The organism is Armatimonadota bacterium (genome assembly GCA_031460175.1).
Lineage (GTDB): Bacteria > Sysuimicrobiota > Sysuimicrobiia > Sysuimicrobiales > Sysuimicrobiaceae > Sysuimicrobium > Sysuimicrobium tengchongense.
Genome location: JAVKGW010000001.1, coordinates 96,632 through 119,211 on the forward strand (window position 1 = coordinate 96,632; position 22,580 = coordinate 119,211).

The window sequence follows — 22,580 nt, forward strand, 5'->3', positions numbered from 1 at the left end:
GGTGCCTAGGCCCGGTGGCCCAGGGGAGTCCCCAGGGAACGGGGGAGGAGAAGGAGGTAGCCGACGGCCACGCATGCCAGGACGCCCGACGCCACCCGGAAGGGCTGCGCCGGACCGTACGCGTCCCACAGGATCCCTCCCACCGCCGTGCCGATCGCCACCCCGAGTCCTTCCAGGGCCATGGCAAGCCCTAGCATGGTGGCCCGGCGGTGCGGGGGTAGGAGATCCATCACGAGGGTGTTCCAGGCGGGCAGGAGGGTGGCGTACGCGAGTCCGAGGAGGGCCACCATGGGGACGAGGGCCCAGAGGGAACGGAGATAGGGCAGGATGAAGAGCACCGCGGCCCCGGCTCCGAGGCTGATGGAAAGGACTTCCACCCGGCCCACGTGATCCACCACCCGCCCCAAGGGCACCAAGAGGAGCACGGTGAGCCCGGGCCCCGCGGCCAGGAGGGCGCCGATGCGCAGGGGGGTCAGGTGGAGCACCTCCCGCGCGTAGGGCGAGAGGATGGGAAGGAGCATCCCGCCTCCCACGGTCTGCAGGACCATCCCCGCAAACAGCGGCCACAGCCACCGCACCTCGGACGTGCCGTTTTGCTGCGGCGGCCGCTCCCGGGCCGCCGCCTCCGGACGGGGGAACCCTCTTGTGGCGGGGAGCACCAGGAAAAAGGTGGCCCCCAGGCAACCGAGCACGAACCCGAACGCCACCGCCCCATGAATCTCCAGAAGGAAGTTCGTGACCACAAACCCGATCCCGATCCCCAGCATCCAGCTGGTGAGCAGGGCTCCGACCGCCTCTCCCCGCCGGCCGTCGTCCGTGGCCTCCACGAGCCCGGAGACCACGGAGGGCCAGACCGGGGATGCTCCAAGACCTCCCAGGGCCGCGGCCGCGAGGACGGCCCAGGTCTGTCGGGCCTCCGCCAGAAGGAGCACGGAGAGGATGGACAACCCCAATCCCCCCACCAGGGGAGCGCGTCGGCCCACCCGGTCGATGACCCACCCCGAGGGGACCTTCGTGGCGAGCTCCGTGAAGGAATACGCGGAGAGGGCCAGACCCACCACGGACATCTGGTGTCCCACGCCGAACCGCAGGTGGTTGGGGAGGAGGGTGAAGAGGAGGGCACCCCGGGCACACTCGAAAAGCCCGATGAGGAGCGCGTGCGGACCGATCCGCCGGGAGACCCTCACGCCAGGAGCTCCAGGATCCGTTGAGCCGCCTCCCGGGCCGCGTCCGGACGGGCCGCCCTCTGCGCGGCGTGCCGCATGCGGTCCAGCTCCCCGGGATCCCGCAGAAGCCCGTCCAGCACCTGGCTCAGCTCCTCCGGGTTCCGGGCGACCCGGGCGGCGCCGGCCGCGGTGAGCATCTGGGTGTTCCACTCCTCCTGTCCCGGGATCGGCCGGTAGATCACCATGGGGAGCGCCTTCACGAGGGCCTCGGACACCGTCGCCCCGCCCGCCTTAGTGACCAGGAGGTCCGCGCACGTCATCCACTCCGCCACGTTCGTCACGTACCCCTCTACCCGAACCTCCGGCCGCCGGCGGCTTCGGCGCCGCAGCCGCTCCACGAGCCCCGCATCCCGTCCACAGAGGAAGACCGCCTGCACCCGGTGCGGAAGGCTCAGGATCACCCGGTGCACGTCGAGGATCCCGCCCAGCATCGCGTAGGCTCCCGCCATGACGAGGATCGTGGTCCGGTGCGGGTCCAGCCCCAGACGCGGGGCGACCTCCCGCCGATCCAGGGGGCGGGTGAACTCCGGGAGAACCGGGATCCCCGTGACGAAGATGCGGTCTGCGGGGATCCCGCGGTCCACCAGGCCCGCCCGGACCGCCTCCGAGGGGACGCAGTAGCGGTCCACGTGCGGGTGGATCCACTGGGAGTGGATGGCGTAGTCCGTGAGCACCACCGCGGAGGGGTGGCGCACCTCCCCCTCGGCCTTGAGGTCGGAGACCACCCCGGCGGGCGTGGGATGCACGTGCACCAGGAGGTCGAAGGGGGTGCTGCGGAGGTACGCGGTCAGACGCCGCTTCCCGAGCCGGTTGATGAGCCGCTGGGTGGGGGAGTCCGGTCGGATGTTGCCCGTGGCGTAGTAAAAGGCGCCCCACATCGCGGGCGCGTGCCGCACGCTGGTGACGTACAGGGAGCGCACCATGCGGTTGAGGGCCGGATTCACGAAGGTCTCGAAGAAGTCCACGATCTCCACCCGGATGGCGGGAGAGTGCTCCGCCCAAGCGGCCTGGAGGGCTTCCGCCACCCGCTGATGTCCTCCGCCGTACGTGGCGGAGAGCACGAGGATCCGGGGACCTTCCGGCCTCATCCCCGGCGCATGAGCGCCTCCCGGGCCTCCGACCCCGTCCCCTGCCAGGGGAGGGCGTCCGGGGGGAGCAGGACCCGGATGCCCCGCGGCACCACCCGGGCGTGCACCCGGGTGAAGGTGCCCAGGAGGTTCCCGTCCACGTGGGCCTCCACGGGCCGCTCCGCCACGAGGGTGACCTCCCGGGCCCGCTGGATGAGGATCTCCGGGATGGGAGTCCGCCGGATCATCTTCACCGCCACGTTGAAGGACCGGACCCGCCGCATGTCCCGCACCACGTACAGGTCCAGCAGGCCATCCCGGAGGCTCGGGGAGGGCAAGGACGGCACCCGCTCCCCGTACATCCGGCCGTTCACCCCCGCCACGAACAGGACCCGGCCCCGAAAGGCATCCTGTTCCGTGAACACCTCCACCTCCAGGGGGTCTCGGCTTGAGGCGATCTCCAGCAGGGTGGCCAGGTAGTACACCGCGCGTCCTCGCAGGAGCACCCGGTCCCGGAGGCGGTGCGCGCCCGCGGCGACCCGGGCATCGAACCCGAACCCGAAGAGGTTCAGGAAGTACCGGTCGTTCACCCGCGCGATGTCCACCTCGCCCGCTATCCCTTCCGCCAGCACCGCGGCTACCTTGCTCGCGCTCCGCGGGATGGGTAGGGCCCGGGCGAACTCGTTCGCGGTCCCCGCGGGGACGATCCCCATGGGGATGCGGGATCCGCCCTGCATGATGCCGTTCGCGACCCCGTTCACGGTCCCGTCCCCGCCCACCGCCACCACCGCCCGGAAGCCCGCGTCCGCGGCATCCGCCGCGAGGGCCACGAACCCCTCAAAGCCCGTGGCGTACCGCACCTCGTGGGCCACCCCCCGGGCCCGCAGGGCGCGCACCACCGCCGGCAGCAGGTCCGAAGCGCGACCCGCGTACGGATTCACGACCAGCAAGAGCGGCTCGTTCAAGTCGCTCCCATTCTACGTCCCGCCTCCTCCCCGTGCCACCGCCGGGCTCTCATCCGGAAGCGAGCCTTCGGTCCAGGCACTCGAAGAACTGGGCCGCGAGCATGCGGGCGATGCCGGGGATCATGCGGCTCCCGATGGTGAGAGCCCCCCCCACTTGCACGTCTCCCGACCAGCGCACCTCGGTCTCCTTCCCTCGGTCCAGGAGCTCCAGCTGGCCCGTGGCGCGCACGAACCCCGGAGCCCCGCTCCCCTCCACCTGGACCGCGTACCGATCCGGCGGGGTGCGCTCCGTGATGCGCAGCTTCCCCCGGTACGTCCCCCGCACCGCCGCGATGCCGATGGACAGGGTGGCCTCGAACTCGTCCGGGCCCAAGGGCCGCAGCTCCTGGAGTCCCGGCGTACAGGACGCCAGGGCCTGCGGGTCGTCCAAAAGCTTCCACACCTGCTCCCGGGGCGCGTGCAGGATCTGCGTTCCCTCCACTTTCATCGCTCCCTCCGAGCCTCGTGGATTGGCAGGGTCACCGGTTTCGGGATTTTCTCCGGATCCTCCCGTAAACCCTATCATACGGGGACGCCTCCATGGCCAGGGGCGTCGAAGGACGACACCGCGGAGCGGTGCTCGAGCGGGAGGTCGGCTGGAGGTCGCGTGGTATCATGAGCTGGGTGCGTGCCCCGGTCGTCTAGCCAGGCCTAGGACTCCGGTCTTTCAAGCCGGCAACACGGGTTCGAATCCCGTCCGGGGCACCAGCCGCGACAGGTCGCAGACATCGTCGCTGCGCCGTCCTGGTCCACCCACCGCCCACACCCCCAGGGAGCGCACGGGGCACCGCGAAGGTGAGAATCCGGTGAGAACATGGCGGCCCTCCGGCGGGTGGTCTACCGCGGGCCGAGGGGTCCGGGCCGAGGGGTCTGACACCTGGGGTCAGACCCCCGAGGTGACTTCTCCGTTCACCCGCACCCGCACGTTCACGGGGATGCCCTGGCGGACGCTCGCGGTCACGACGCAGAAGTCCTCGAACAGCGCCAGGCACCGGTCCACGGCGCCGCGTTGAGCGGGGTCCACCCCGGACAGGTCGAGGTGCGCCTCCACCCGGCTGATCCGCCACCGGCCCCGCTCGTTCCGCCGGACCTCGACGTCCACCGCCGCGGACACCTCGCCCGCGACCCGCGCCCGGTCCAGGCAGAACCTGAGGCTGCTGGCCAGGCAGTGTCCCAGGGCTGTGGCAACCAGCCGCGCGGGGTTGGGGCCTGCACCCTCGCCCAGCGGCGGGGGTTCGTCCACCACGAAGCTCCACTCCGGCCGGTCCATCTCCACCCGGAACCGGTAGCGGCCCTCGGGCCGCAGGGCCACATGGGCCCGCATGACGTCCGCCGCTTCCGCCATGGCCGAGCTCCGTCAGATCCGTCCAGGAAAGCTCACGCGCGCGGCCTCGCGCACGTGTTGACGCCCAGCAGCGCCCACAGGGGGCACCACCCGACGACCCCCGTCACCAGACCCACGGCCGCCACCGCGTACAGCACGTACGCCAGGGCCGAGGCACCCTGCCGCAGCCCCAGCCACAGAGCCACGAGCCCCACCACGATCCGGATCGCCCGGTCTACCGTTCCTGCGTTGCACGCCCGCATGACCTTCCACCTCCTCGTAGGCCTTATACCATACCCTGTAGGGTATTATCAAGGCCACCCCTGCGACCTCCGGGCCCACCGACTCCTCAGACAGGCCTCCCAGCCTCATTGTGCGCCACCCCGTCCATCTCCCCGTTGACTTCCAAACCGCCGGGCTGCAGCGTTCAATCTTTTCGGGCAACACCCTCGGCGCGGTGTACTGGAGCGACGGCAAACGGGAGGCTCCCATGCTGCCTGACCTGCCCGCGTTGACCCGCTGCCACGGCTGCGGCCAGCTCTACTGGCTGGAGGACGCCGAGCAGCTGGGGGAGCTCGACGTGCCGGGCCCGGGACGGCAGCTCCCAGAGGAGTGGTATCGGGCGCCGTTGGCACAGGCACCGGGCATCGAGGGCTACGCGGAAGCTTTGAGGGGCGGTCTTGCGTCCGGCCGCGACAGAGAGCAGTACCTGCGGGTCCGCCTGTGGTGGGCCATCAACGACCTGGTCCGCGGCCGGCCCGGCGCGCAGATCCCCGCGGAGTACCGTGACCTCTTCTACGAGAACCTGCGCGGGCTGTTCGCTCTGTTGGACGAGGACAACCCCAACGAGAGGGTGCCCAAGGCGGAGGTGGCCCGCCAGGCCGGGGACTTCGCGGAGGCCCTCCGCCTGCTGGAAGAAGTACCGCCGGGATTCCAATGGGCCGCAAACGTGATCCGGGAGCTGGCGAGGCGCGGTGACGCGAACGTAGCGCTCCTGAACCCAGACGGCTCCTACTCGAGGTGAACCCGGGGTACACGCATAGGGATCCCTTGAAGCCGCCGCAGGCGGCCGCACCTGGGTTGCAAACGTTCGGCGTCCACGAAACCATCATCCCGGCGAGGGAGGCCGGGGTGCAGCGACTACGGCCGCCTTGCGCGCAGCCGCTGCCCGGCCCACCGGACCAAAGCCTCCTGCTGTCCCCTTTCCGGACAGGAACCGGCCTGCTTCACCCGCTGGGTGGCCTGCTCCACGTCCAACCCCAGGGCCAGCAGCACGCACGTCGCGAACATCCCCGTCCTGCCGACGCCCGCCGCGCAGTGGACCAGAACCCGCTCGCCCCGCTTCAGCCGGTCCGCCACGTGGGTCACCAGCCGCAGGAACCCCTCCCGGTCCTCCGGCACGCCGTGGTCCGGCACCTCCAGGGCCTCCTCGCGCCACGGCAGCCTGCCCGAGCGGAGCAGCCACGCGTACTGCGGGGAGTTCGCCGCGACCTCGTGCAGCGGCGTCAGCCGCACGACGGTCGTGATGCCCAGGCGCCGGGCTTCCGCCACGGCCTCCTCGAACGGCTCGCACCGTCCGGGCATGGAGTGCAGGTACAGCCGCCCCTTGGTCCCCTCGGGGAGCCGGACCTCGCGGAACACGACCCCTCCTGACCCGGCAGGACCGTCGCCCGCCGACCGTCTCGGACCTGAAATTTGCCAGAGGCAGCGGAGCCCGAGCAACGGGTGGCCCGGCGCCCAGGAATTCGCCCGGGACCAGGCGAAAGGACTCCTTCGGCGCACCACTTGAATCGATTCCCGGTTCCGGGCGCATGCCCGGGCCGGCGAGGAGGCGGAGATGGCACAGGAGGTGCGGGTCTACGAAGCCCACGCCCGGTCTTCCGGGACCTTCGGCCGGGTGATGGGCTCCATACGGAACCACCACCTGGTGGTGGACGGGCCCGTCCAGAACGGGTGTCCCGGGGAGGAGGTCACGCCCGGGGAGCTGTTCCTCGCGGGGGTGGCGAGCTGTGCGGTGGAGCTCGTGGAAGTCCTGGCCCGGGAGTTCGGCTTTCCCGTGCCCCGGGTGGAAGCCCACATCGCGGGCACCGTGGACCGCTCCGCGCCCGTGCGGCCGGACCTCACGGTGTTCAACGCGGTGCGGCTGGACCTCGTGCTTTCAGGGGTCTCCGCGGCGCAGGCGGAGGCGCTGGTGGAGGCCTTCAAGCGCCGCTGACCCCTCTACGGCACGGTCGCGGTCGCGACCCCCCAGGTTACGGTGCACTGGCAGGTGGCGTCAGCCGGCGAGTCCGGAGCCTGAGGCCCAGGAGCCCGACGAAAGGCCCCGACTTCAGCCGTGGGGTCTACGACTCCACCGTCTCATACTTTATCCGTCGAGCCTCTGTCACCCGCCTGGACGCATCCAGGATCTCCAGAGAGACGAGATTCCCGTGGTCACCGTAGTCCACGATCACTCCGGGCTTGTTCTCGTCGCTCTCCGTCACGGAGACGTCCTCCCGGAGGATCACGGTCAGGGTATCCGTCCTCCGGTCGTAAATCACCTTCATGCTCCTTGCCTCCAGTACTTCGAGATCTTGCTGGTGCGATAGACCGTTACCATCTCCGCCGGGGTGCGGTCTACGTCCACGATGACCCGCACGAGGTACACCTTTCCTCCCAGTTCCATCCGGGACTGGCGGACCGAACGGCCGGGCCGGAGATCGAAGGTCTGCTCTGGTCTGGCCATGAATTGCCTGGCAACGTCTTCGCCAGTGCGCCGGCGCTCCACTACAACCGCCGCCGGCCCACCTGGGCTACCGAACCCGGGGCCGCCCGCCTGTCGAGCTGTTCTGGGCAATCACGGGGAGGAGAGGTCATGATCAGGCCCCAAACCGGTGATCTGCGCCACCCTGTGGCCGTGGATCGCAGTACACAAGCCCGCGGTTCGGGGCCGGCTCGGGCTGGAAGCTCGCGGAGTGCGTTCTCCCCCTTGCACCGCGATCCCTACGTAATGCAAAATGTGTGGCGACATGGACGCGGTCGACCTCGTTCGACTCAACCTTCTGTCTCCCATGGTACTGGCCTTCTTCCTCGGAGCGGCGGCTCGACTGCTCCAGAGCGACCTTGCATTCCCGGAGGCCCTCTACACCGCGTTGTCCATCTACCTTCTCTTCGCCATCGGCTTCAAGGGTGGCGTCGAGCTCTCCAAGACGACCGCGGCTGCTGTCCTCTGGCCTGTCCTGGCAACTTTGGCCCTCGGGCTCGGCCGTCCGCTCTTGAGTTACGTCTTCGCGCGACGGTTCCTTCGGGTGAACCGCATCGAAGCCGCTGCGCTCGCGGCTCACTACGGATCGGTTTCCGCGGTGACCTTCCTCGCCGCCCTCGGATTCGTACAGGCAGCCGGCGACCGGGTGGAAGGGTTCCTGCCGACCCTGGTGGCCGTTCTCGAGGTGCCGGGGATCGTCGTGGCCCTCCTGTTGGCGAAACGGAAGGGTGGCTCCCCGGGCGCAGCCCTGCGAGAAGTTCTCACCGGAAAGAGCGCGGTGCTCCTCGTCGGAGGGTTGCTCGTGGGCTTCCTGTCCGGGGAGCAGGGCATGAAGCAGGTGGCAGCCTTTTTCGTAGAGCCCTTCCAGGGAGCACTCACCCTGTTCCTCATGGACCTGGGTATGGTGGCAGCCGCGAGGCTCCGCAGCTTCCGCGATGTCGGCCTGCGGCTGGTGCCCTACGGAATCGTGTTGGCTCTCGTCCACGGAGTCGCGGGTGTGTACCTAGGGCACCTGGTGGGACTTTCCGTCGGCGGGAAAACCGTCTTCGGCGCGATGGCGGCGAGCGCGAGCTACATCGCCGCCCCAGCGGCGGTCCGTATCGCACTCCCGGAGGCCAACCCCAGCGTGTATCTGGCAGCGAGCCTGGCGGTCACGTTTCCATTTAACCTCACGTTGGGGATCCCCCTGTATCATGCCCTCGCCCGAGCGCTTGGAGGTTGAAGGTGGAACTCGTCCGTCTAAAGCTCGTGACCATCGTGGCGGAAGCCGTCCTGGAGGAGCGCCTGGTAGACGATCTGAGGCGCCTGGGCGCGAAAGGCTACACCGTGACAGACGCCCGAGGCGAGGGCTCCCGGGGACTGCGCACCATGGACTGGGAGGGGAAGAACATCCGACTGGAGACCATTGTGAGCGAGGAAGTGGCGGAACGAATTCTCGCCCATCTCCAGGAGGCCTACTTCCCTCACTACGCGATCATCGCCTACGTGGAGAACGTCGAGGTGATACGCGGGAAAAAGTACGTCTGAAGACGGACAACTGAACACCCTACCGGCAGTACTGGCTTTTCGAGACGTCACGTCGTGGCCACCACCTGTCCTGGGCGAGAGCCCAGGAGGCAGCCGGCGGTTGCATCCGCCATCGAGAATCCGCCACGCTCGGCCCAGGAGGTCCAGCCGACCGCGCGGCGCGTAGCCACCCTGAAGCTGTGCGCGGCGGGGCGCACAACAGGCGCAGAAATTCTTCCACGCTCAGCCCCGCGTACCGGAGGATGGCCCGGAGGGTACCGCGATCCAGCTCGTCGTGGTCCGGGACAACTTGCTCACACGACCACCACCACGGGCTCGCACCGGAGAAGGCGCGCTTATTACTCACTGCGCCCCTCAGAACATCTCCGAATCTCCTCGACATACTCCGCTGGTAGACCGTGCTCCTTCGCCCCCTTCAGGATATGGTCCAAATACTCTCGGGTCGGCCGTAGACCTGCGCTAACCTTTTCGCGATTGGCAATATAGGTCTGTGCATGGATGATTTCACCTTCGCGAGTCATCACCTCCACTTGCCTTCGCTCGTAATGACCGGGTACCCCTTCACAACGATCCAGATAACTAAGTTCTGCGCTCGTCAGTCGATAGACGGCACCCCACACCTGACTGCCACCGCGCGGCACGATGTTAGCCTTACCAGACCCATCGTTACCCTTCTTATTGAAGGCAAACCTGTAGTCCCGCAGATAGCCGACCTTGGAGTCCACCCTATCACGACCTATGCGCTTGTGTAGGCGGTCTGAATCTAGGTTGGACCCGTACGCAAAGTACCACACAGTGTCATCTTGCATTGCCCACCGACCCCCGCTTCACATGAGAGCCACTACTGCCCTCCCGTTCCCTACCTAACCTACTCCCTCTCGAACCCGTGGCTGGTGAACTTCAGCGTCCGGCAGTTCTCCGTCACCACCCGCACCACCCGCTCCGGCACCCCCTCCGGTACGGTGGCCTCGATCTCCAGCGTCACGCGCACCTGTGCGCCCGGCAGGCCCGCGAGGTGTGCGACCACCTCCTCCTGGACCCGCCCGGCCTCCGCCCCCGCCCGCAGTGGGTCCAGGACCACGCTCCCGTGGAACCGGCGGAAGACCACCCTGGGGCCTACCACCGTTTCCGTGCCGGTCTCGCCCCCGGCGGTGGCTTCCGTGGTCACCGCCTCGCCAGTGTCCCCTCCTGCCCTGGCCTCCCTGCGCGGCTCCTCCGACTTCCGCCGTGCCTCCTCGTCCAGTTCCCGGCGCGCCACCTCAGGGCGAACCACCAGCCCCGCGGGAGCATCCGCCGACAGGGGTACGTGCTGCCCCGCCCGCAGGCCCCGGTACCGCCCCGCCCGCTCGTCATACGAGTCCGCGTACGCGAACCCGTCCTGCTCCCACGTGAGGAGCGCTACGCCGCTGGAAACCGCGGTTACCAAGACCGACGGGTCCCTCAGCCGGGGCAGGTATACGTACCGCGCGAAGTCCTCCACCAGCTGCCGCACCTCCACGTGGTCGCCCCGCCACAGCGGGATCCGGTCGAGTTCCTGGCGGAGGCGCGGTCCGCCAAACACCGTCACCAGCAGCTCGTCCCGCAGCAACCGCTTGCTCGCCCGCTCCGCCAGACCCTCGTTCCCCTGCAGCCGGACTTCCTGCCAGGCGACCTCCGCCGTCGGGTCAGGCTGCACCGGCACCAGCAGCCAGCAGAAGGTCTCGGGCAACCGTGCTTTCACGGTCAGGTCGCTCGCCTGCTTCTGCTGCTCCGCCTGCCGGACCTGGTGAGGCGTGAGGTCCAGAGCCTCCCTGTCGTCCAGCACCGACTCCCACGCCAGGTAGCGCCGGACCGCCTCGTCCAGGTCCTGCACCCGGGCCCGGTCCGCGGCCAGGAACACCAGCGTGTTCCGGTACAGCCGAGGCCCTGCTCCCCGCGACTCCAGGATTTCCCGGGCCCGCCGCTGGGCAGGGCTTTCCTCGCCCCGCGCGTGCGGGAATTCCAGGCCCAGCACCACCAGGCGCGCGTCCAGGTCGTCGGGCACGTCCTGAGGGGACTGAGGGAAAGCGTGGACGCGGCTGAAGGCCCCGCTCTTCCTCACGTCCTCCCGCACCCGGCGCTCCACCTCCCGCGCCACCTTCTCGGGCTCGCGCCTCAGCTGCTCTGCCCGGCCCTCTGCCAGACTCGTGACGTTGGGCTGGGTCGAGTACCAGTAGCGCACCCCGTCCTGGTACAGGAAGGTGGCGTCGCCCGTGAGCCTGCGGAGCGCGTCCCCGAAGATCTGGGGGGTCTCCCCGGGCGCCACGCACCCCAGCCGCACCCGTCGGTCCTCGATCCCCCGGTGGGCGGCCTGCTGCGTGGGCGCGGACCCCAGGAAGATGGTCCGCGCCACGCGGCGGCAGGCGTGGTACTTCCCGAGGTTCGGCACCTCTCCGTCCAGACGCACGGGCAGCGAGTTGGGCCCGTCCACGTCCTTGTCGATCACCGGCACCCAGTTCTCGGACAGGTACCGGGTGAGCTCGAACTGCACCCGCGGGTCGTCCATGGGAATTGTGGAGGGCAGAATGAGTGGGCTCCTATCCCCCCGCTCCCACAGGCTGTGGATCACCGCGGCCATCAGCCGCAGGACGCCTCGGGTCCGCTGAAACCGCGGCAGGCTCCCCCAGTCCTCGTACAGGCGCGCGAACACCTCCGGGTGGATGGGGTAGGCGTCCTTAAGCTTGCGCTCGTAGTCCGGCTCGCTGCACTCCGGGGGGAACTCCGCCTTCTGTGTGCGGTAGAGGTCCGCGAACGCCCGGGCCACCACGTCCCGCGCCTTGAACTGCTCGGGATCCCTCATGGGCTCGAACAGCCGACGGCGGACGATCTCAAAGGTCTCCTCTTGCGTGGCGGGCCGCCAGGGCGCCTCCATCCGTCCGATCACGTTGCGCAGCCGGTCGAGCGCCTCTCGGCCGCGGATCCCACCCACCTCGATGTCCTCCGCCTGGACGTACGGGGATACGGGGTCGCTGGCGGGGAGGGCAATCGCCACGAGGCACGCGCGGGCCGCCCGGGCGCACTCGGTCAGCGCCTGGGCGAAGGTGAACTGGGTGTCGAAGGTGCCGCCGGGCAGGTCGGGTGTGTCGTGGAGCTGTCGGGCGTAGGCCACCCACTCGTCGATCAACACCAGACACGGTCCGTAGGTGTCGAACAGCTCCCGCAGCGTGTCCCCGGGGCTCGTGGCCTTCTCGTCGTCCGCCGCCACCCGAGCGTACGCCCTGCGGGCCTCCTCCAGGCCCCCGGCGGCGAAGCCGAGCTGCCAGGCGAGCTCGCCCCACAGCGTGCGGACCACCGTCCCGTCGGGTTTCACCGTGGGGTTGCCCGGGGAGATACGGCTTCCGACCAGGGCCACCCGGCGCACCTGCGGTAGCCGGCTCACCCCCGCCTCCGCCATCACCGCGTCCGCACCCGGGAGCTCCGCGGGCGGCCTTCCGGAGAAGAGGTGGTACAGGGCGATCATGGCGTGGGTCTTACCGCCCCCGAAGTTCGTCTGCAGCTGCACAACGGGGTCGCCCTTGCCTTCGGACAGCCGAAGGACCGCATTCACCAACAGCCGCTTGAGGTTCTCCGTCAGGTACGTGCGCCGGAAGAACTCCACGGGGTCCTGATACTCCGAGGAGGCCTCGCCCCGGTACACCTGCCACAGGTCGGCCGCGAACTCCGCCTGCTGGTAGCGGCCGCTGGCCACATCCGGGTGCGGGCTGATGACCTCCCGCCACGGCTTCAGGGCCCCGGCTGTAGCGGCCTCCACCAAAGACCCGCCCACCTTTCGCCGCTCCGCCCGCACCTGCTCCTCGAACCGAACCCGGAGCAGCTCCATCTTCATCCGCTCAAGCTCCTCCACCTGGGGAGCGGAGACGGCCGAGAGCAACCGACTTGCGGAGTCCAACACGCGGTAGGCGTCATCTGTGCTGAACGCCTCCTGGTGAGCCCACTTGTTCCGCCAGTCCCGTAGCTCCGAGACGAGACTGCGCTCCGCCTGACCCAGGGGCCGCCGGAACACCTCGTCCCACCCGGCCCCCATGACTTTCAACAACGCTGCCACGTCCCAGTCCCGAATGGGCTTACTTGCCACGTTTCGGTCGTCCCCCACAAGGCGCAGAGCTTCCGCCATTGCTTGACCCCGGTACTGTCCCCGGAGCTCCCGCTCGACAAACGGCCCCAGGCCCGCCCGCAGCAGGTCCAGCGCCTTACCTACCCGCTCGTGGTTAGTCACCGCCATGGCTCACCCCCCAGCCCCTATATCTCCACACCGCGGCTGCGAAAGTCTACGATGATGGAGTCCAAGACCCCGCGGGCCTCAAGAACGGCACGATTCGCGTCCTCGCGGGTTGCTTCTGGCCAGTCCCCAGGGTAGCGGGCTTCAATAGCCCAGACCGTCAGTTCGGAAAGATCCGGGTACTGGTCCTTCACCCGCCAGCCGGCAGGCAGCAAGTCGCGCAACGCGTTCAGGTTATGCCGAAAAAGGGTCTCTGCCTGCCTCAAGTCCTCCATCGCAAACTTGAGCCAACGCAACGCCTCCTCCGTCCACTTAGCCGCGTTCATACACCACCCTGCCCTCACGCAACGCTGATCTGAGGACGCTTCCCGGCACGTCCCCGCGACGGTCAATTTCGGCCGGGCTCGTGACGATCACATCTACGGCGACAGGCATCCCCTGGGGATCACGCAGACCGTTCAGGGCACGAAGCGCCTCCACCATAGCAGTGCGTTTGTCTCGAACTTCCGGCAAAACGACGAGGAAATCAAAGTCACTCCATCTTCCCGCCTCTCCCCTCGCCCGCGAGCCAAAGAGAATGATGCGCAGAGGCTGGAGCCGCTCGACGATCCGCCGCACCGCAGAGTCCAGGACCGGGTCGCGGAGACCCGCTGTACTCTCGTCCCTATTCACGTTCTCCTCCCTCCCCCGTATCCGCAAACAGCCGGACGCCGACGGGCAGCTCCTTGCGGGCGAGGCGAGCGACCTCCGGCCACCCCAGCACCAAGGCGTTGTAGGCCTGCGCGTCCTGGGACCTGCCCTTCTTCTCCGCGATTGCGAACAGGCGGGAGGCGAGATCGCGGGCCAGCTCCCCCCGGGAACTTGGCCTAACGAAATCACCCCACCACCTCATTCCCTCGAAAGTCAATCGACTTCACGGCAATCCGCCCGTGCTCTCCGGGCTGGAAGGGGAAGGAGCGGGTGTCCCGAAGCTTCTCAAACGCCTCCGGCTCGATCCAGGCCTTAAGCGCCCGCCGGAGCCCCTCCAGCTGTTGCGTGATTTGTAGGCAAGAAAACAGATACGCTTGCCGAAAGCAAACATCCTCAAGTGTCCTCCTTCGTTTGCATCGCGCCGGGGTCCAGGCCGAGCTCCCGCAGAGCGGCCTGGATCTCCTCCAGCCGATTGGGCGGGATGCCCCCTTCCGGGGCCACTTCAACGCGCACACGCAGGCGCAGGCTGGGGTCGGTGGCGAAGTGGGTGAGCACCTTCATGTAGAACTGCGACCACTTGTGCGGCGGAAGTTCGCCTTCCCAGAAGAGGCGGCGCGGCGGGGGTGGCGGTGGCGGCGGGGGTGGGGGCGGAACTGCGTCTTTCCGAACACGGACTACAGCCCTTGCCGTTAAGGCCCCGCCTCGAGCTTCGACTTCAAACTCTCCCTCTTCAATCCCGGCCACAAAGTTCCCGTTGCTGTCAATTTCGCCCCCTCGGGCTGACCAGACCACGCTTTCGATGCGCCGGCCATCCTGGTCAAGTGCCTGAAATTGAACGCTCCCGCCCGGACGAAGTATCACCTCCCCAGGCTCGATTCTGAGCTGAGCAGGAGGGGGAGCCTTCTTTGTTGTAATAAAGACATCTTCTGCAAACTCCACACTTTCCGGGGTGAAGGTGGGGTCGTTCCAGATGATGGGGCCGCCCATCGAGAAATACCCGAACTTGCCTTCCCGCACGCCCCGGGCGATGGTGTTTTTGAGGACATCAGGATGGAGAAGCCGCGGGAGCCGCGGCGAGGCGAAGAAGGCGTCCCGCACCGCCCTGGTGCTCCACTCCTCCAAAGCGGGCGGCCAGTGGCGGACCAGGAAGTCCGGGCTGATGGCCTCTTCCAGCAGGCCCTCCTGCTTGAGGCGGGAGAGGATGAGGCTCGTCAGGGACTCCGAGGCGCTCGGGTGCAAAAGCCCCAGGTCCACCTCCCGCATGTCGTTGTCCTCCCCTAGAAGGAGCACGCGCCGGTAGGCCCGCCACACGCCCTCCTTCAGGTTCCGCCCTGTTCGTTGCTTTTTCTCCCTGAGCTCCTGCAACTGGGAATCGTCCAGCCTGAGCCGCTCCCGCTCGGCGGGGTCCTCCAGGCTTTCCAGGGCAAGCAGGGTCCTGGCCTCATCCAGAAGCTGGGCGTCGCCTTCGGCCACGGCGAAGATAAGCCCGCTTTTGTAGGTCCGCCCCCGCCCGCCGCAGTTCTGGATCATGTCCATCACCAGCCGGCGGGTCTTCTCCCGCAGGGCGTTCTCATAGCTGTGCTCCGGCGCCAGCACCACCAGCCTCAGGGCGGGGACGAGGACGAGGGTAGCTGCCTCTACCCGGTCTTCCCCCGTACAGGCCTACGCAACGCGCCCGGGCGCTATAGCGTCAGAAAAGACTCGGTTGCCTATCGCCGGTCTGGAGGGCAAGGGCAACCCGATTGTAAGGCTTGCCCTCCTTATCGGGGAATGCCCAGAGGTTGAATCGGCGGTGAAGCCTGAATTGCTGCTTCCATGGCGGTTGCTGCAGATCCTGATACCAGTGAGCCACCATCCTTCCGAGGTCGCGTTTCACAGGTCGGGAAGAGCTCCCCACCATCGCTTGTTGCGTCGCGCCAAGAAGCAGGTCGCAGAATTGGAGGAGATCGTTGTTCGTGGAATCCTCCAACCTCAGGTGCAATTTTACTGCAGGATAGGGTTTGCCTTCCGACTTTCCTAAGAGTGCGTCCAATTCAGCTCGGAAGGGAAGATAATCCTCAAAGTTATCAATCCATCCTTGATCAGGCCGGCTCATCCGATCTTTGGCGTCGGATATGAACGTGATTTCTACCCCATCCAGGTTTTCAGGCCCCAGGAACCATGCGATGCCTGCCTTGAGCGCCATAGCAGTGAAGCGGTTATAAGCGTGGTAATCTTTGGGGAAGCGTTTGGGGTCGTGAGCCGGGCTGTGGCGATCCACCGCCAGAACGGTGAAGCGGGCAAGGTCGGCAAGCCCGGATTGGAAAGCATTCATCCAGCGTCTGGCAATCCGCGCTTTAGCACCGTATGACCCATCGAAGCTCTTAGGAAGGTCGGAGAAATGCACTTCTCCCCAGTAGTCCTCTCTTTGTCTCCCATCCCGCAGGGTCGCCTGTACCTTCTCCAGGTCGGCATCCCGGACAAACAGAAGCCCCACAAGGAACCAGCGCTTGTTGGGGATGCTTTCATCGTGGAACAGGTGGTAGGTCTGGCGGCGGATGACTGGATTGCCCCAGAGGTCCCGCTGCATGCCTCATAGCTCTCCGCGGAAGGCTTTGTCCAGGATGGCCTGCTCCAGGCGCTGAAGTTCCGCTTCGGTTGCCGCTTGCGCCTCCTTGAGCGCCCGGACCCTCTCCTGCACTGCCTCCAGGTGCGCCACGATGCGGCGTTGTTCCTCGAGGGGTGGGAGGGGGACGAGGTATTGTTCGAGGAATTCTTGGGGGACCCTTTGTTGCCCCACACCACCCCGGAAGGCCTTTTTGGCATCTTTCCGAAAACGCTCCTGCCTTATGAAAAGCCATATCCATTCTGGAATAACGTTTTTCCCTGGCCGCAGCACATGGAACTCGGTGGACCCAAATCCAATGCTGTTTATCAACCCGCGCGCGATCGCTGCTTTGCCGTTTTCCATGCAGGGTGTTATCTTGGCAAAAAGGATGTCGTTTTCTTCAAAGTAGGTGTAGCCCTTCCTAACCTCTTCATAAGGGCGCTCTTGAGCGGCAACAATCGTTCCAGTTTCATCATCAACTGCCGACATTGGGACAAAGGTCGTAGAAGCATTGGGTGCCCGTTGCATGCGAGGTCGGCGGGGATTAATCTCGCACACCTCCCCCAACCTCACCCACCGCCAGCCTTCAGGCAGGGGCGCACAGCCGTGCGCCCCTACGTCGGGGCGGGGAAAGGTTTCGGCAAGGGTGGCCTGCCAAAGGCGTTCGGCGTCTTCCAGGGCTTCTTCGCGAAGGCGGCGCGCCTCCCGCACCCGCGCCATCAGCTCTTCGATCCGCGCCACGATGCGCCGCTGTTCGGGAAGGGGCGGGAGGGGGATGGGATGTTGTTCGAGGAATTCTTGTGGCACCCTTTGTTGCCCCACGCCACCTCGAAACGCTTTCTTAGCCTCTTCCCGAAAGCACTCCTGCCTTACAAAGAGCCATATCCACTCGGAAATGATGCTTTCCCCCGGGCGCAGGACGTGGAATTCGGTCGACCCAAACCCAATACCATCGCGCAGGCAACGGGCAATCGCAGCCTTCCCATTTTCCATGCAAGGCGTAATCTTCGCAAAAAGCACGTCGTTTTCTTCGAAGTAAGTGTAGCCCTTCCTGACCTCTGCAAAAGGGCGCTCCTCAGCAGCAACAATTTCGCCGGTTGCATCATCAACGGCGGACATCGGAACGAATGTAGTTGGTTCACTTTCCTCGCGCTGAATGCGAGGACGCCGAGGATTGATTGTGCACACCTCCCCCAGCCGCACCCACTGCCAGCCTTCGGGGAGTTTGTAGGGTCCTTCAGTCATGGTTTTGTGCCTCCCTCTCCAGGTAAGCCCGCACCTTTACGACAAATTCATGGGCCGCTCTGAGCAAGTCTTCTGCTTCCTCGCGGCTTACCGTGATCCCAACGGCATAATCCCCGGTCAAACGAACATCATAAGCCCTCCGGAGCGCCCGCCCCAGTTCAGGATCAAATATCCCAGTCTGAACAAAATGCTTGCCGAAAAGGCCGATCACGCCGCGATGGGAGGAGGCGGAAAGGCCTTTGAGCATGAGGGCGGCTTCGGCCATGAAGAACATGGCATAGTAACAGCGAGAGGCACAGGAATCATAGTCCCCCACCTTGAAAAGATGTTCGGCACTTTGGAGGAAACGCTCCGCTTTGGCAACGAAATCCCTGAGCTCTTTCTTCATATGTGCACCCCTTCGCGGCGCACATTCGCCAGGAAAGGCGAGGCATACGCTTCGTAATACCCCTCAGGGACAACGACCACAGAAATGAGTTCCCCCGTCTCAAGCAGAATATCGAAGAGCAGCGCATCCAGGGAACGCCGCACCTGCCAGGGGTCCAGGGAATCCTCAACGACCACCAGGAGATCCACATCCGAATCCTCGGTGGCCGTCCCCAGCGCATAAGATCCGTAAAGGATCACCGCTTTGATTCCGGAGCCGTACCTTCCTGCAAGGAAGTCCTTCACTCTGCGAACAATCGCGCGGACATCCTCAGCCATTCTCGTCCTCCCGGTTGTTCCCGAGGATCTCGCTCAGTTCTTCCACAATGCTCAGGACCTCCCGCTCCTTCTCCAGTAGCCCCGCCACGATCTCCACCGGCGAGGGGAGGGCCTCCGTTTCCTTGCGGTTCGGATTGCGGGCCGTGAGGTCGTAGCCCCGCTTTTTGATATCCTCCACCGGCACGATCCAGGAGCGCTCCGAGAGACAGGTCTCACGGGGACCCTGCCCCCTACGGTAGGCATCCCATGCTTTCCAGAGGCGTCGCGCTTCTTCGAAGTGTTCGTCCTGAATAGGGCTTCCCTTGCTGAATTTCTTCAGCCCCTCGGGTAAGGGCAGTTCGTAATACCATATCTCCCGAGTGCGTCCCGGCCACTCAAAGAAAATGAGGGCGGTCTTTACATCTACAGGAGCAAACGTACCGGGCGGCAGGCTCACGATGGTGTGCAGGTTGAACTCTTCCAAAAGCGCCTTCTTCACCTCGGCGAAAGCCCCGCCGCGAAAGAGGGTTCCCTCCGGCACCACCATCCCGCAGCGGGCGCCGTCCCGGGGCTTGAGCTTGCGCATGATGTGCTGGAGGAAGAGGAGTTCCGTGGCGGAGGACTTGATGGGAAAGTTGGCCTGGATGTGCCGGCCCTCAACACCGCCGAAGGGCGGATTGGTCATGATGACATCAAAGCGCTCGGTGACCTGGCGGATGTTCTCTTCCAGCGTATTCCGGCGGTAAATGCGGGGCGCGGCCACGCCGTGAAGGACCATGTTCATCAGCCCCAGAAGGGCCGGGATGGGCTTCTTCTCCTGACCATAGAACGTGCGCTCCTGGAGCATGCGGTGGTCCTCCAGGGTCCTCTCCTGTCGTTTCATCCAGAGATACGCTTCTACAAGGAAGCCACAGGTGCCGCAGGCGGGATCGTAAACGGTCTCGCCGATCTGAGGGTTCACCACCTCCACGATGAATCGTATTACAGGTCGTGGTGTATATACCTCGCCTGCAATACCGACTTCGTTTCCCGTTCGATAAAGTAGAGACTCGTATACCTCTGAAACTGTGAAGATATCGTCCTGGCTATGAAAGTCAATCCCGTTGATGATCGTGATGACATCCTTGAGATTGTAACCGGAAGCGCAGACGATGACGTTGCGCTCGGCGAAGACGCTGCGGATGGTTTCTCGCAACGGATCACCGCCCAGGTTCTGGAGATAGGGGATAAGCTTCCCATGCACAAAGGCAAGCAGGTCATCTGCAGGCCAGTCCTTCAAAGCCCAGTCCCGCCAGCGGTAGGGAGGTTCAATGATAGGCCGGTAGGGGCGGCCGGCGAGGGTCGCCTGGGTCTCCCACTCCTCTTCTTGAGCGTCCAGAAAGCGCAGGAAGAGGAGCCAGGACAGGTGCTCCACATACTCCATGATGCCGCCGCAGTTGTTGTCACGACGGAGGATGTCACAAGCTCGCCAGATTTCGTTAGCCAAGGTCTCTCGGGTTTGAGGACGGTTCATGCCGCTACCTCCTCACGGAGATAGAGCCGTTCTCGGACACTTTTCAATGCTTGACCGAGTTGGGCAGGGCCGCCAAACCAATCCTTGATCTTCACCGCTCCGCCCCATTCCCGGAAAGGTGACACCCCAAAGATCTCGGGCTCCAGTTGTTCAATTCCACCCACCCGGTATTTATCGAGCAACTCCAGAATGACCCGGCGGGCTTCCTCCCGGTGCTTGAGCAGAAAAGCCTGTTCCCGATTCAGGAAGGCCTCCGCCCGCTGGCGGCGGGTGCGAATGGGAGCCCCGAAGGCCAGATGGGCGAGGAGGTCGTAGGTGTCGGCTTCGGGCTGTCCCTCGATCTCGGCCAGGAGTTCGGGATGAACGCTGGCGCGGCGCAGCTCCTCCATAAAACGCCTGCGCTTCTCCGAATCCACCCAGATCTCCCGTAATGTTTTCTGCGTGGGTGCCGCCTCGATGACCCGGCTCCGGATGTAATCTCGATACTCCCTCAGAGTCAACTGCTGGCCGGTGGCGTCGATCGTGAAGATGATCTCGTCCTGAATAGCCACCTCCAGCCCCTCTACGCGGATCTTTTGGGGCTTGCCCTTTTGCTGCTTAAGCGGCACCTCCACCCATTGGACCGCGTCCGCAACGGTGTCCACGCGCAGCTCTTTCCGCACATAGCCGGGTGCACTGACGATGAGGGTCAGCGTTCCCTCCGGAAGGCTCCGGAATGCGAACCTTCCGTTCTCGTCGGTGCGGATAGGCCCCTGCTGGGTGTTGGGTCCGGTGCGGATGGAAACAGAGGCGCCGACGATAACATCTCCAGTCTCGGCATCGCAAACAACCCCATCCACGCCCGCCGTCAGAGGACCCGCCGGCGGTTCAGGTGGCGGAACGGGCGGCCGATCCCACTGGTCGAATAGTCGGGTGGCACCAGTATAGTCGATGATGCGGAACCAGTATTTGTCCGTAGCGGGATCCAGACGGCTCCCACGCCCGATGATCTGCTTAAAGAGCACAGGGGAGGAGATGGTCTTCATAAAAACGATGTTCCGGCAAGGAGGAACGTCCACGCCGGTCGTAAGCAATTCGGCAGTGGTGGCCACCACAGGCGCTTTCTTATTGGAGTCGGCGAAATCCTCCAGCCAGCGGCGGGCTTCTTCTCCTTCTTCGGAGATGATGGGCACAGCGTAGTTGTCCAGTCCGGTCTCGGGACCCAATTCGTCCCGGAGCAATCGGGCCACCAGGCGGGCATGCTCCATATCCACGCAGAAGACCATAGTCTTTTCCATCGGCCCGAAGCGGCGGAGCAACCCCGCCAGGTGTCGCACCATCTCCCTTGTGCGGTCCGGCAGGGTGATCTCCCGCTCAAACTGGGGCGTGTGGTAAACGGGGCGGGGCTCCACGTCCTCAGGAATGAAGACCTCTGCGCCCTGCTCCATGGCATCCTCCAGCCTGAGCCCCTGAGCATCTACGCTGGTGCGCACCACGTGCACCTTATAGGTGGCCAGAAACCCGTCCTCAATGCCCTGGCCGAGGCTATATTGGTATGCCGGAGGCCGCCAGGTGCCCCGCTCGGGGTGTTCCGGGTCTATGGAGACTTCGGGTTCTTCGCTGCAGAAGTAGGCATAGGTGTCAATGTTCTCATCCTGCTTGGGGGTAGCGGTCATCCCCAGGTGGATGGCTGAGGAGAAGTGGTCCAGGATCTCCCGCCAGGTTCCCCAGCCCGAGCGATGGCACTCATCAATGATGACCAGATCAAAGAAATCAGGTGGAAAGCACTCAAAGAGCCGCTTCCCTTCCTCGTTGGGGCTCCAGAGGGTTTGATAGATGCCAAAGTAAAGGTCCCGGTTCAGGTTGGGCGGATGGCCTTCAATGAGGAAGCGGGGCTCGCTGGTCCCGGTAGCGAAGGGCGAGAACGTGTTGTAGGCCTGGTCGCGCAGGACGATCCGATCGGCGAGGAAGAGCACTCGCGCCGGCCGTCCGGGATGGCGGTTCTCCAGCCACCGGGACTTCAAGAGTTTCCAGACGATCTGGAAGGCCACGAAGGTCTTCCCCGTGCCCGTGGCCATCGTGAGGAGGATCCGCCGCTGGCCCCGCATAATGCGGAGGATCACCTCCCGGATGGCCACTTCCTGGAAGTAATAAGGGCGCTTGCCGCAGAGGCTCTCGGGGCAATAAGGACACAATAGGGGGTTGGTTTGCCTCTCTGGAAGCCCGTATATACTGGGGGCCTCTTTGAGCTGGCCTGGAACCGGCTGGGTCAGGCCTGTGTTTACCTGCCACCGCTGCCACAGATCATCCGGCGATGGGAATCGATCCAAATCCCGGGTGGTGTGCGTGAAGAAGTCATACTCTACGATCCTGTGTCCATTGGTGGAATAAGCGAAAGCCAGCCCCAGGTCCCGAGCATAGCCCTTGGCCTGTTCCAGGCCGGCATCAGGCGGGCTGTCCTCGGGTTCAGCCTCCACCACGGCGATGGGGAAGCCATCGGTGTAGCGCAATAGGTAATCTACCCGCCTGGGCTTGCCTCGCCGGATGCGATCTCCAACTAAAATAATTTTCCCGGGCGTGTATTGATGGTCTCGGTTGTAATAAAACTCCCTCCCAAGGTGTTGATCCGTCCAGCCTGCAGCCTTAAGTTTGAGCTCAACAAGCCTTGCCCGGGTTTCCGCTTCATTCATCCCCATCGGAGCTCCTCCCGAACGCCGTGGTCTTTGGATGGGTGCGCCGAGATCTGCCCGATGG

The 22,580-nt window shown here is 65.4% G+C and carries 25 protein-coding genes, 1 tRNA gene and 1 pseudogene; 5 read left to right on the top strand and 22 right to left on the bottom strand.

What is annotated here, in order from left to right:
* Positions 1-5: 5 nt before the first annotated feature.
* From QN206_00495 to QN206_00510, 4 genes are read right to left on the bottom strand one after another with little or no spacing between them, the layout of a single operon-like run.
* Positions 6-1,187 carry an MFS transporter gene (locus QN206_00495; protein MDR7613288.1) on the bottom strand — a complete coding sequence of 394 codons (1,182 nt, stop codon included), beginning with the start codon at positions 1,185-1,187 and terminating at the stop codon, positions 6-8.
* The gene (locus QN206_00500; GenBank protein ID MDR7613289.1) at positions 1,184-2,314 is read right to left on the bottom strand and encodes a glycosyltransferase; all 1,131 of its coding nucleotides are present in this window, start codon (positions 2,312-2,314) and stop codon (positions 1,184-1,186) included. Before QN206_00500 ends, QN206_00495 begins: the two co-directional genes overlap by 4 nt.
* Positions 2,311-3,258: a diacylglycerol kinase family lipid kinase gene (locus tag QN206_00505; protein MDR7613290.1), complete on the bottom strand. Its 948-nt coding sequence runs from the start codon at positions 3,256-3,258 to the stop codon at positions 2,311-2,313. The genes QN206_00500 and QN206_00505 overlap by 4 nt, the downstream gene beginning before the upstream one ends.
* 49 nt (positions 3,259-3,307) lie before the next feature.
* Positions 3,308-3,745 (bottom strand): carbon monoxide dehydrogenase subunit G, encoded by a 438-nt coding sequence (locus tag QN206_00510; protein ID MDR7613291.1) that lies wholly within the window; start codon positions 3,743-3,745, stop codon positions 3,308-3,310.
* A 182-nt stretch (positions 3,746-3,927) separates the two neighbouring features.
* Here QN206_00510 and QN206_00515 point away from each other — a divergent pair.
* Positions 3,928-4,005: transfer RNA gene (locus QN206_00515), tRNA-Glu, on the top strand.
* Positions 4,006-4,180: 175 nt separating this feature from the next.
* On the opposite strand, the gene QN206_00520 is transcribed toward QN206_00515, so the two are convergent.
* Together QN206_00520 and QN206_00525 are read right to left on the bottom strand one after the other, a co-directional pair.
* On the bottom strand, positions 4,181-4,642 hold the full coding sequence (locus QN206_00520) for an OsmC family protein (GenBank protein ID MDR7613292.1): 462 nt from the start codon (positions 4,640-4,642) through the stop codon (positions 4,181-4,183).
* A 32-nt stretch (positions 4,643-4,674) separates the two neighbouring features.
* Positions 4,675-4,884: a DUF2892 domain-containing protein gene (locus tag QN206_00525; GenBank protein ID MDR7613293.1), complete on the bottom strand. Its 210-nt coding sequence runs from the start codon at positions 4,882-4,884 to the stop codon at positions 4,675-4,677.
* Positions 4,885-5,111: 227 nt separating this feature from the next.
* On the opposite strand from QN206_00525, the gene QN206_00530 reads away from it, so the two are divergent.
* Entirely contained in the window at positions 5,112-5,645 is a 534-nt protein-coding gene (locus QN206_00530; GenBank protein ID MDR7613294.1) for a hypothetical protein, read from the top strand.
* Between the two features lie 116 nt (positions 5,646-5,761).
* Here the strand turns inward: QN206_00530 and QN206_00535 are convergent, their stop codons facing one another.
* The gene (locus tag QN206_00535) at positions 5,762-6,262 is read right to left on the bottom strand and encodes a protein-tyrosine phosphatase family protein (GenBank protein MDR7613295.1); all 501 of its coding nucleotides are present in this window, start codon (positions 6,260-6,262) and stop codon (positions 5,762-5,764) included.
* Positions 6,263-6,458: 196 nt separating this feature from the next.
* Between QN206_00535 and QN206_00540 the strand changes: the two genes are divergently transcribed.
* Entirely contained in the window at positions 6,459-6,836 is a 378-nt protein-coding gene (locus QN206_00540; protein ID MDR7613296.1) for an OsmC family protein, read from the top strand.
* Between the two features lie 127 nt (positions 6,837-6,963).
* Here the strand turns inward: QN206_00540 and QN206_00545 are convergent, their stop codons facing one another.
* Together QN206_00545 and QN206_00550 are read right to left on the bottom strand one after the other, a co-directional pair.
* Positions 6,964-7,167, bottom strand: coding sequence for a DUF2283 domain-containing protein (locus tag QN206_00545; GenBank protein ID MDR7613297.1), 204 nt, complete (start codon positions 7,165-7,167; stop codon positions 6,964-6,966).
* Entirely contained in the window at positions 7,164-7,346 is a 183-nt protein-coding gene (locus QN206_00550; protein MDR7613298.1) for a hypothetical protein, read from the bottom strand. The genes QN206_00545 and QN206_00550 overlap by 4 nt, the downstream gene beginning before the upstream one ends.
* 283 nt (positions 7,347-7,629) lie before the next feature.
* Here QN206_00550 and QN206_00555 point away from each other — a divergent pair, with 283 nt between their 5' ends.
* Positions 7,630-8,586 (top strand): sodium-dependent bicarbonate transport family permease, encoded by a 957-nt coding sequence (locus QN206_00555; protein ID MDR7613299.1) that lies wholly within the window; start codon positions 7,630-7,632, stop codon positions 8,584-8,586.
* A 2-nt stretch (positions 8,587-8,588) separates the two neighbouring features.
* Entirely contained in the window at positions 8,589-8,891 is a 303-nt protein-coding gene (locus QN206_00560; GenBank protein ID MDR7613300.1) for a transcriptional regulator, read from the top strand.
* A gap of 196 nt (positions 8,892-9,087) precedes the next feature.
* Here QN206_00560 and QN206_00565 read toward each other — a convergent pair.
* The 13 genes and pseudogenes from QN206_00565 to QN206_00625 all read right to left on the bottom strand — a co-directional run bounded on the left by QN206_00565 (position 9,088) and on the right by QN206_00625 (position 22,522).
* Positions 9,088-9,177, bottom strand: a pseudogene (locus QN206_00565) (type II toxin-antitoxin system HicA family toxin).
* Between the two features lie 52 nt (positions 9,178-9,229).
* Complete coding sequence (locus QN206_00570) at positions 9,230-9,700, bottom strand: gamma-glutamylcyclotransferase family protein (protein MDR7613301.1); 471 nt, start codon at positions 9,698-9,700, stop codon at positions 9,230-9,232.
* 59 nt (positions 9,701-9,759) lie between these two features.
* Positions 9,760-13,131 (bottom strand): Swt1 family HEPN domain-containing protein, encoded by a 3,372-nt coding sequence (locus QN206_00575; protein ID MDR7613302.1) that lies wholly within the window; start codon positions 13,129-13,131, stop codon positions 9,760-9,762.
* 17 nt (positions 13,132-13,148) lie between these two features.
* The gene (locus tag QN206_00580; protein MDR7613303.1) at positions 13,149-13,454 is read right to left on the bottom strand and encodes a HEPN domain-containing protein; all 306 of its coding nucleotides are present in this window, start codon (positions 13,452-13,454) and stop codon (positions 13,149-13,151) included.
* Entirely contained in the window at positions 13,441-13,800 is a 360-nt protein-coding gene (locus QN206_00585) for a nucleotidyltransferase domain-containing protein (GenBank protein ID MDR7613304.1), read from the bottom strand. The genes QN206_00580 and QN206_00585 overlap by 14 nt, the downstream gene beginning before the upstream one ends.
* Positions 13,793-14,020 (bottom strand): hypothetical protein, encoded by a 228-nt coding sequence (locus QN206_00590; protein ID MDR7613305.1) that lies wholly within the window; start codon positions 14,018-14,020, stop codon positions 13,793-13,795. Before QN206_00590 ends, QN206_00585 begins: the two co-directional genes overlap by 8 nt.
* A gap of 191 nt (positions 14,021-14,211) precedes the next feature.
* Positions 14,212-15,414, bottom strand: coding sequence for a hypothetical protein (locus tag QN206_00595; GenBank protein MDR7613306.1), 1,203 nt, complete (start codon positions 15,412-15,414; stop codon positions 14,212-14,214).
* 94 nt (positions 15,415-15,508) lie between these two features.
* On the bottom strand, positions 15,509-16,387 hold the full coding sequence (locus tag QN206_00600; GenBank protein MDR7613307.1) for a hypothetical protein: 879 nt from the start codon (positions 16,385-16,387) through the stop codon (positions 15,509-15,511).
* Positions 16,388-16,390: 3 nt separating this feature from the next.
* Complete coding sequence (locus QN206_00605; protein ID MDR7613308.1) at positions 16,391-17,650, bottom strand: restriction endonuclease subunit S; 1,260 nt, start codon at positions 17,648-17,650, stop codon at positions 16,391-16,393.
* Positions 17,643-18,038, bottom strand: coding sequence for a HEPN domain-containing protein (locus QN206_00610; GenBank protein MDR7613309.1), 396 nt, complete (start codon positions 18,036-18,038; stop codon positions 17,643-17,645). Before QN206_00610 ends, QN206_00605 begins: the two co-directional genes overlap by 8 nt.
* Positions 18,035-18,355 (bottom strand): nucleotidyltransferase domain-containing protein, encoded by a 321-nt coding sequence (locus QN206_00615; protein MDR7613310.1) that lies wholly within the window; start codon positions 18,353-18,355, stop codon positions 18,035-18,037. The genes QN206_00610 and QN206_00615 overlap by 4 nt, the downstream gene beginning before the upstream one ends.
* Positions 18,348-19,847, bottom strand: coding sequence for a class I SAM-dependent DNA methyltransferase (locus QN206_00620; GenBank protein ID MDR7613311.1), 1,500 nt, complete (start codon positions 19,845-19,847; stop codon positions 18,348-18,350). The genes QN206_00615 and QN206_00620 overlap by 8 nt, the downstream gene beginning before the upstream one ends.
* Positions 19,844-22,522, bottom strand: coding sequence for a DEAD/DEAH box helicase family protein (locus tag QN206_00625; protein ID MDR7613312.1), 2,679 nt, complete (start codon positions 22,520-22,522; stop codon positions 19,844-19,846). The genes QN206_00620 and QN206_00625 overlap by 4 nt, the downstream gene beginning before the upstream one ends.
* Positions 22,523-22,580 lie beyond the last annotated feature (58 nt).

Bases quoted from the DNA above. Each gene is read 5' to 3' on its own strand.
- QN206_00610 (MDR7613309.1), bottom strand. From the start codon at position 18,038: ATGAAGAAAGAGCTCAGGGATTTCGTTGCCAAAGCGGAGCGTTTCCTC.
- QN206_00625 (MDR7613312.1), bottom strand. From the start codon at position 22,522: ATGGGGATGAATGAAGCGGAAACCCGGGCAAGGCTTGTTGAGCTCAAA.
- QN206_00530 (MDR7613294.1), top strand. From the start codon at position 5,112: ATGCTGCCTGACCTGCCCGCGTTGACCCGCTGCCACGGCTGCGGCCAG.
- QN206_00500 (MDR7613289.1), bottom strand. From the start codon at position 2,314: ATGAGGCCGGAAGGTCCCCGGATCCTCGTGCTCTCCGCCACGTACGGC.
- QN206_00540 (MDR7613296.1), top strand. From the start codon at position 6,459: ATGGCACAGGAGGTGCGGGTCTACGAAGCCCACGCCCGGTCTTCCGGG.
- QN206_00605 (MDR7613308.1), bottom strand. From the start codon at position 17,650: ATGACTGAAGGACCCTACAAACTCCCCGAAGGCTGGCAGTGGGTGCGG.
- QN206_00510 (MDR7613291.1), bottom strand. From the start codon at position 3,745: ATGAAAGTGGAGGGAACGCAGATCCTGCACGCGCCCCGGGAGCAGGTG.
- QN206_00620 (MDR7613311.1), bottom strand. From the start codon at position 19,847: ATGAACCGTCCTCAAACCCGAGAGACCTTGGCTAACGAAATCTGGCGA.
- QN206_00615 (MDR7613310.1), bottom strand. From the start codon at position 18,355: ATGGCTGAGGATGTCCGCGCGATTGTTCGCAGAGTGAAGGACTTCCTT.
- QN206_00545 (MDR7613297.1), bottom strand. From the start codon at position 7,167: ATGAAGGTGATTTACGACCGGAGGACGGATACCCTGACCGTGATCCTC.
- QN206_00520 (MDR7613292.1), bottom strand. From the start codon at position 4,642: ATGGCGGAAGCGGCGGACGTCATGCGGGCCCATGTGGCCCTGCGGCCC.
- QN206_00555 (MDR7613299.1), top strand. From the start codon at position 7,630: ATGGACGCGGTCGACCTCGTTCGACTCAACCTTCTGTCTCCCATGGTA.
- QN206_00600 (MDR7613307.1), bottom strand. From the start codon at position 16,387: ATGCAGCGGGACCTCTGGGGCAATCCAGTCATCCGCCGCCAGACCTAC.
- QN206_00550 (MDR7613298.1), bottom strand. From the start codon at position 7,346: ATGGCCAGACCAGAGCAGACCTTCGATCTCCGGCCCGGCCGTTCGGTC.
- QN206_00525 (MDR7613293.1), bottom strand. From the start codon at position 4,884: ATGCGGGCGTGCAACGCAGGAACGGTAGACCGGGCGATCCGGATCGTG.
- QN206_00590 (MDR7613305.1), bottom strand. From the start codon at position 14,020: ATGAGGTGGTGGGGTGATTTCGTTAGGCCAAGTTCCCGGGGGGAGCTG.
- QN206_00575 (MDR7613302.1), bottom strand. From the start codon at position 13,131: ATGGCGGTGACTAACCACGAGCGGGTAGGTAAGGCGCTGGACCTGCTG.
- QN206_00580 (MDR7613303.1), bottom strand. From the start codon at position 13,454: ATGAACGCGGCTAAGTGGACGGAGGAGGCGTTGCGTTGGCTCAAGTTT.
- QN206_00570 (MDR7613301.1), bottom strand. From the start codon at position 9,700: ATGCAAGATGACACTGTGTGGTACTTTGCGTACGGGTCCAACCTAGAT.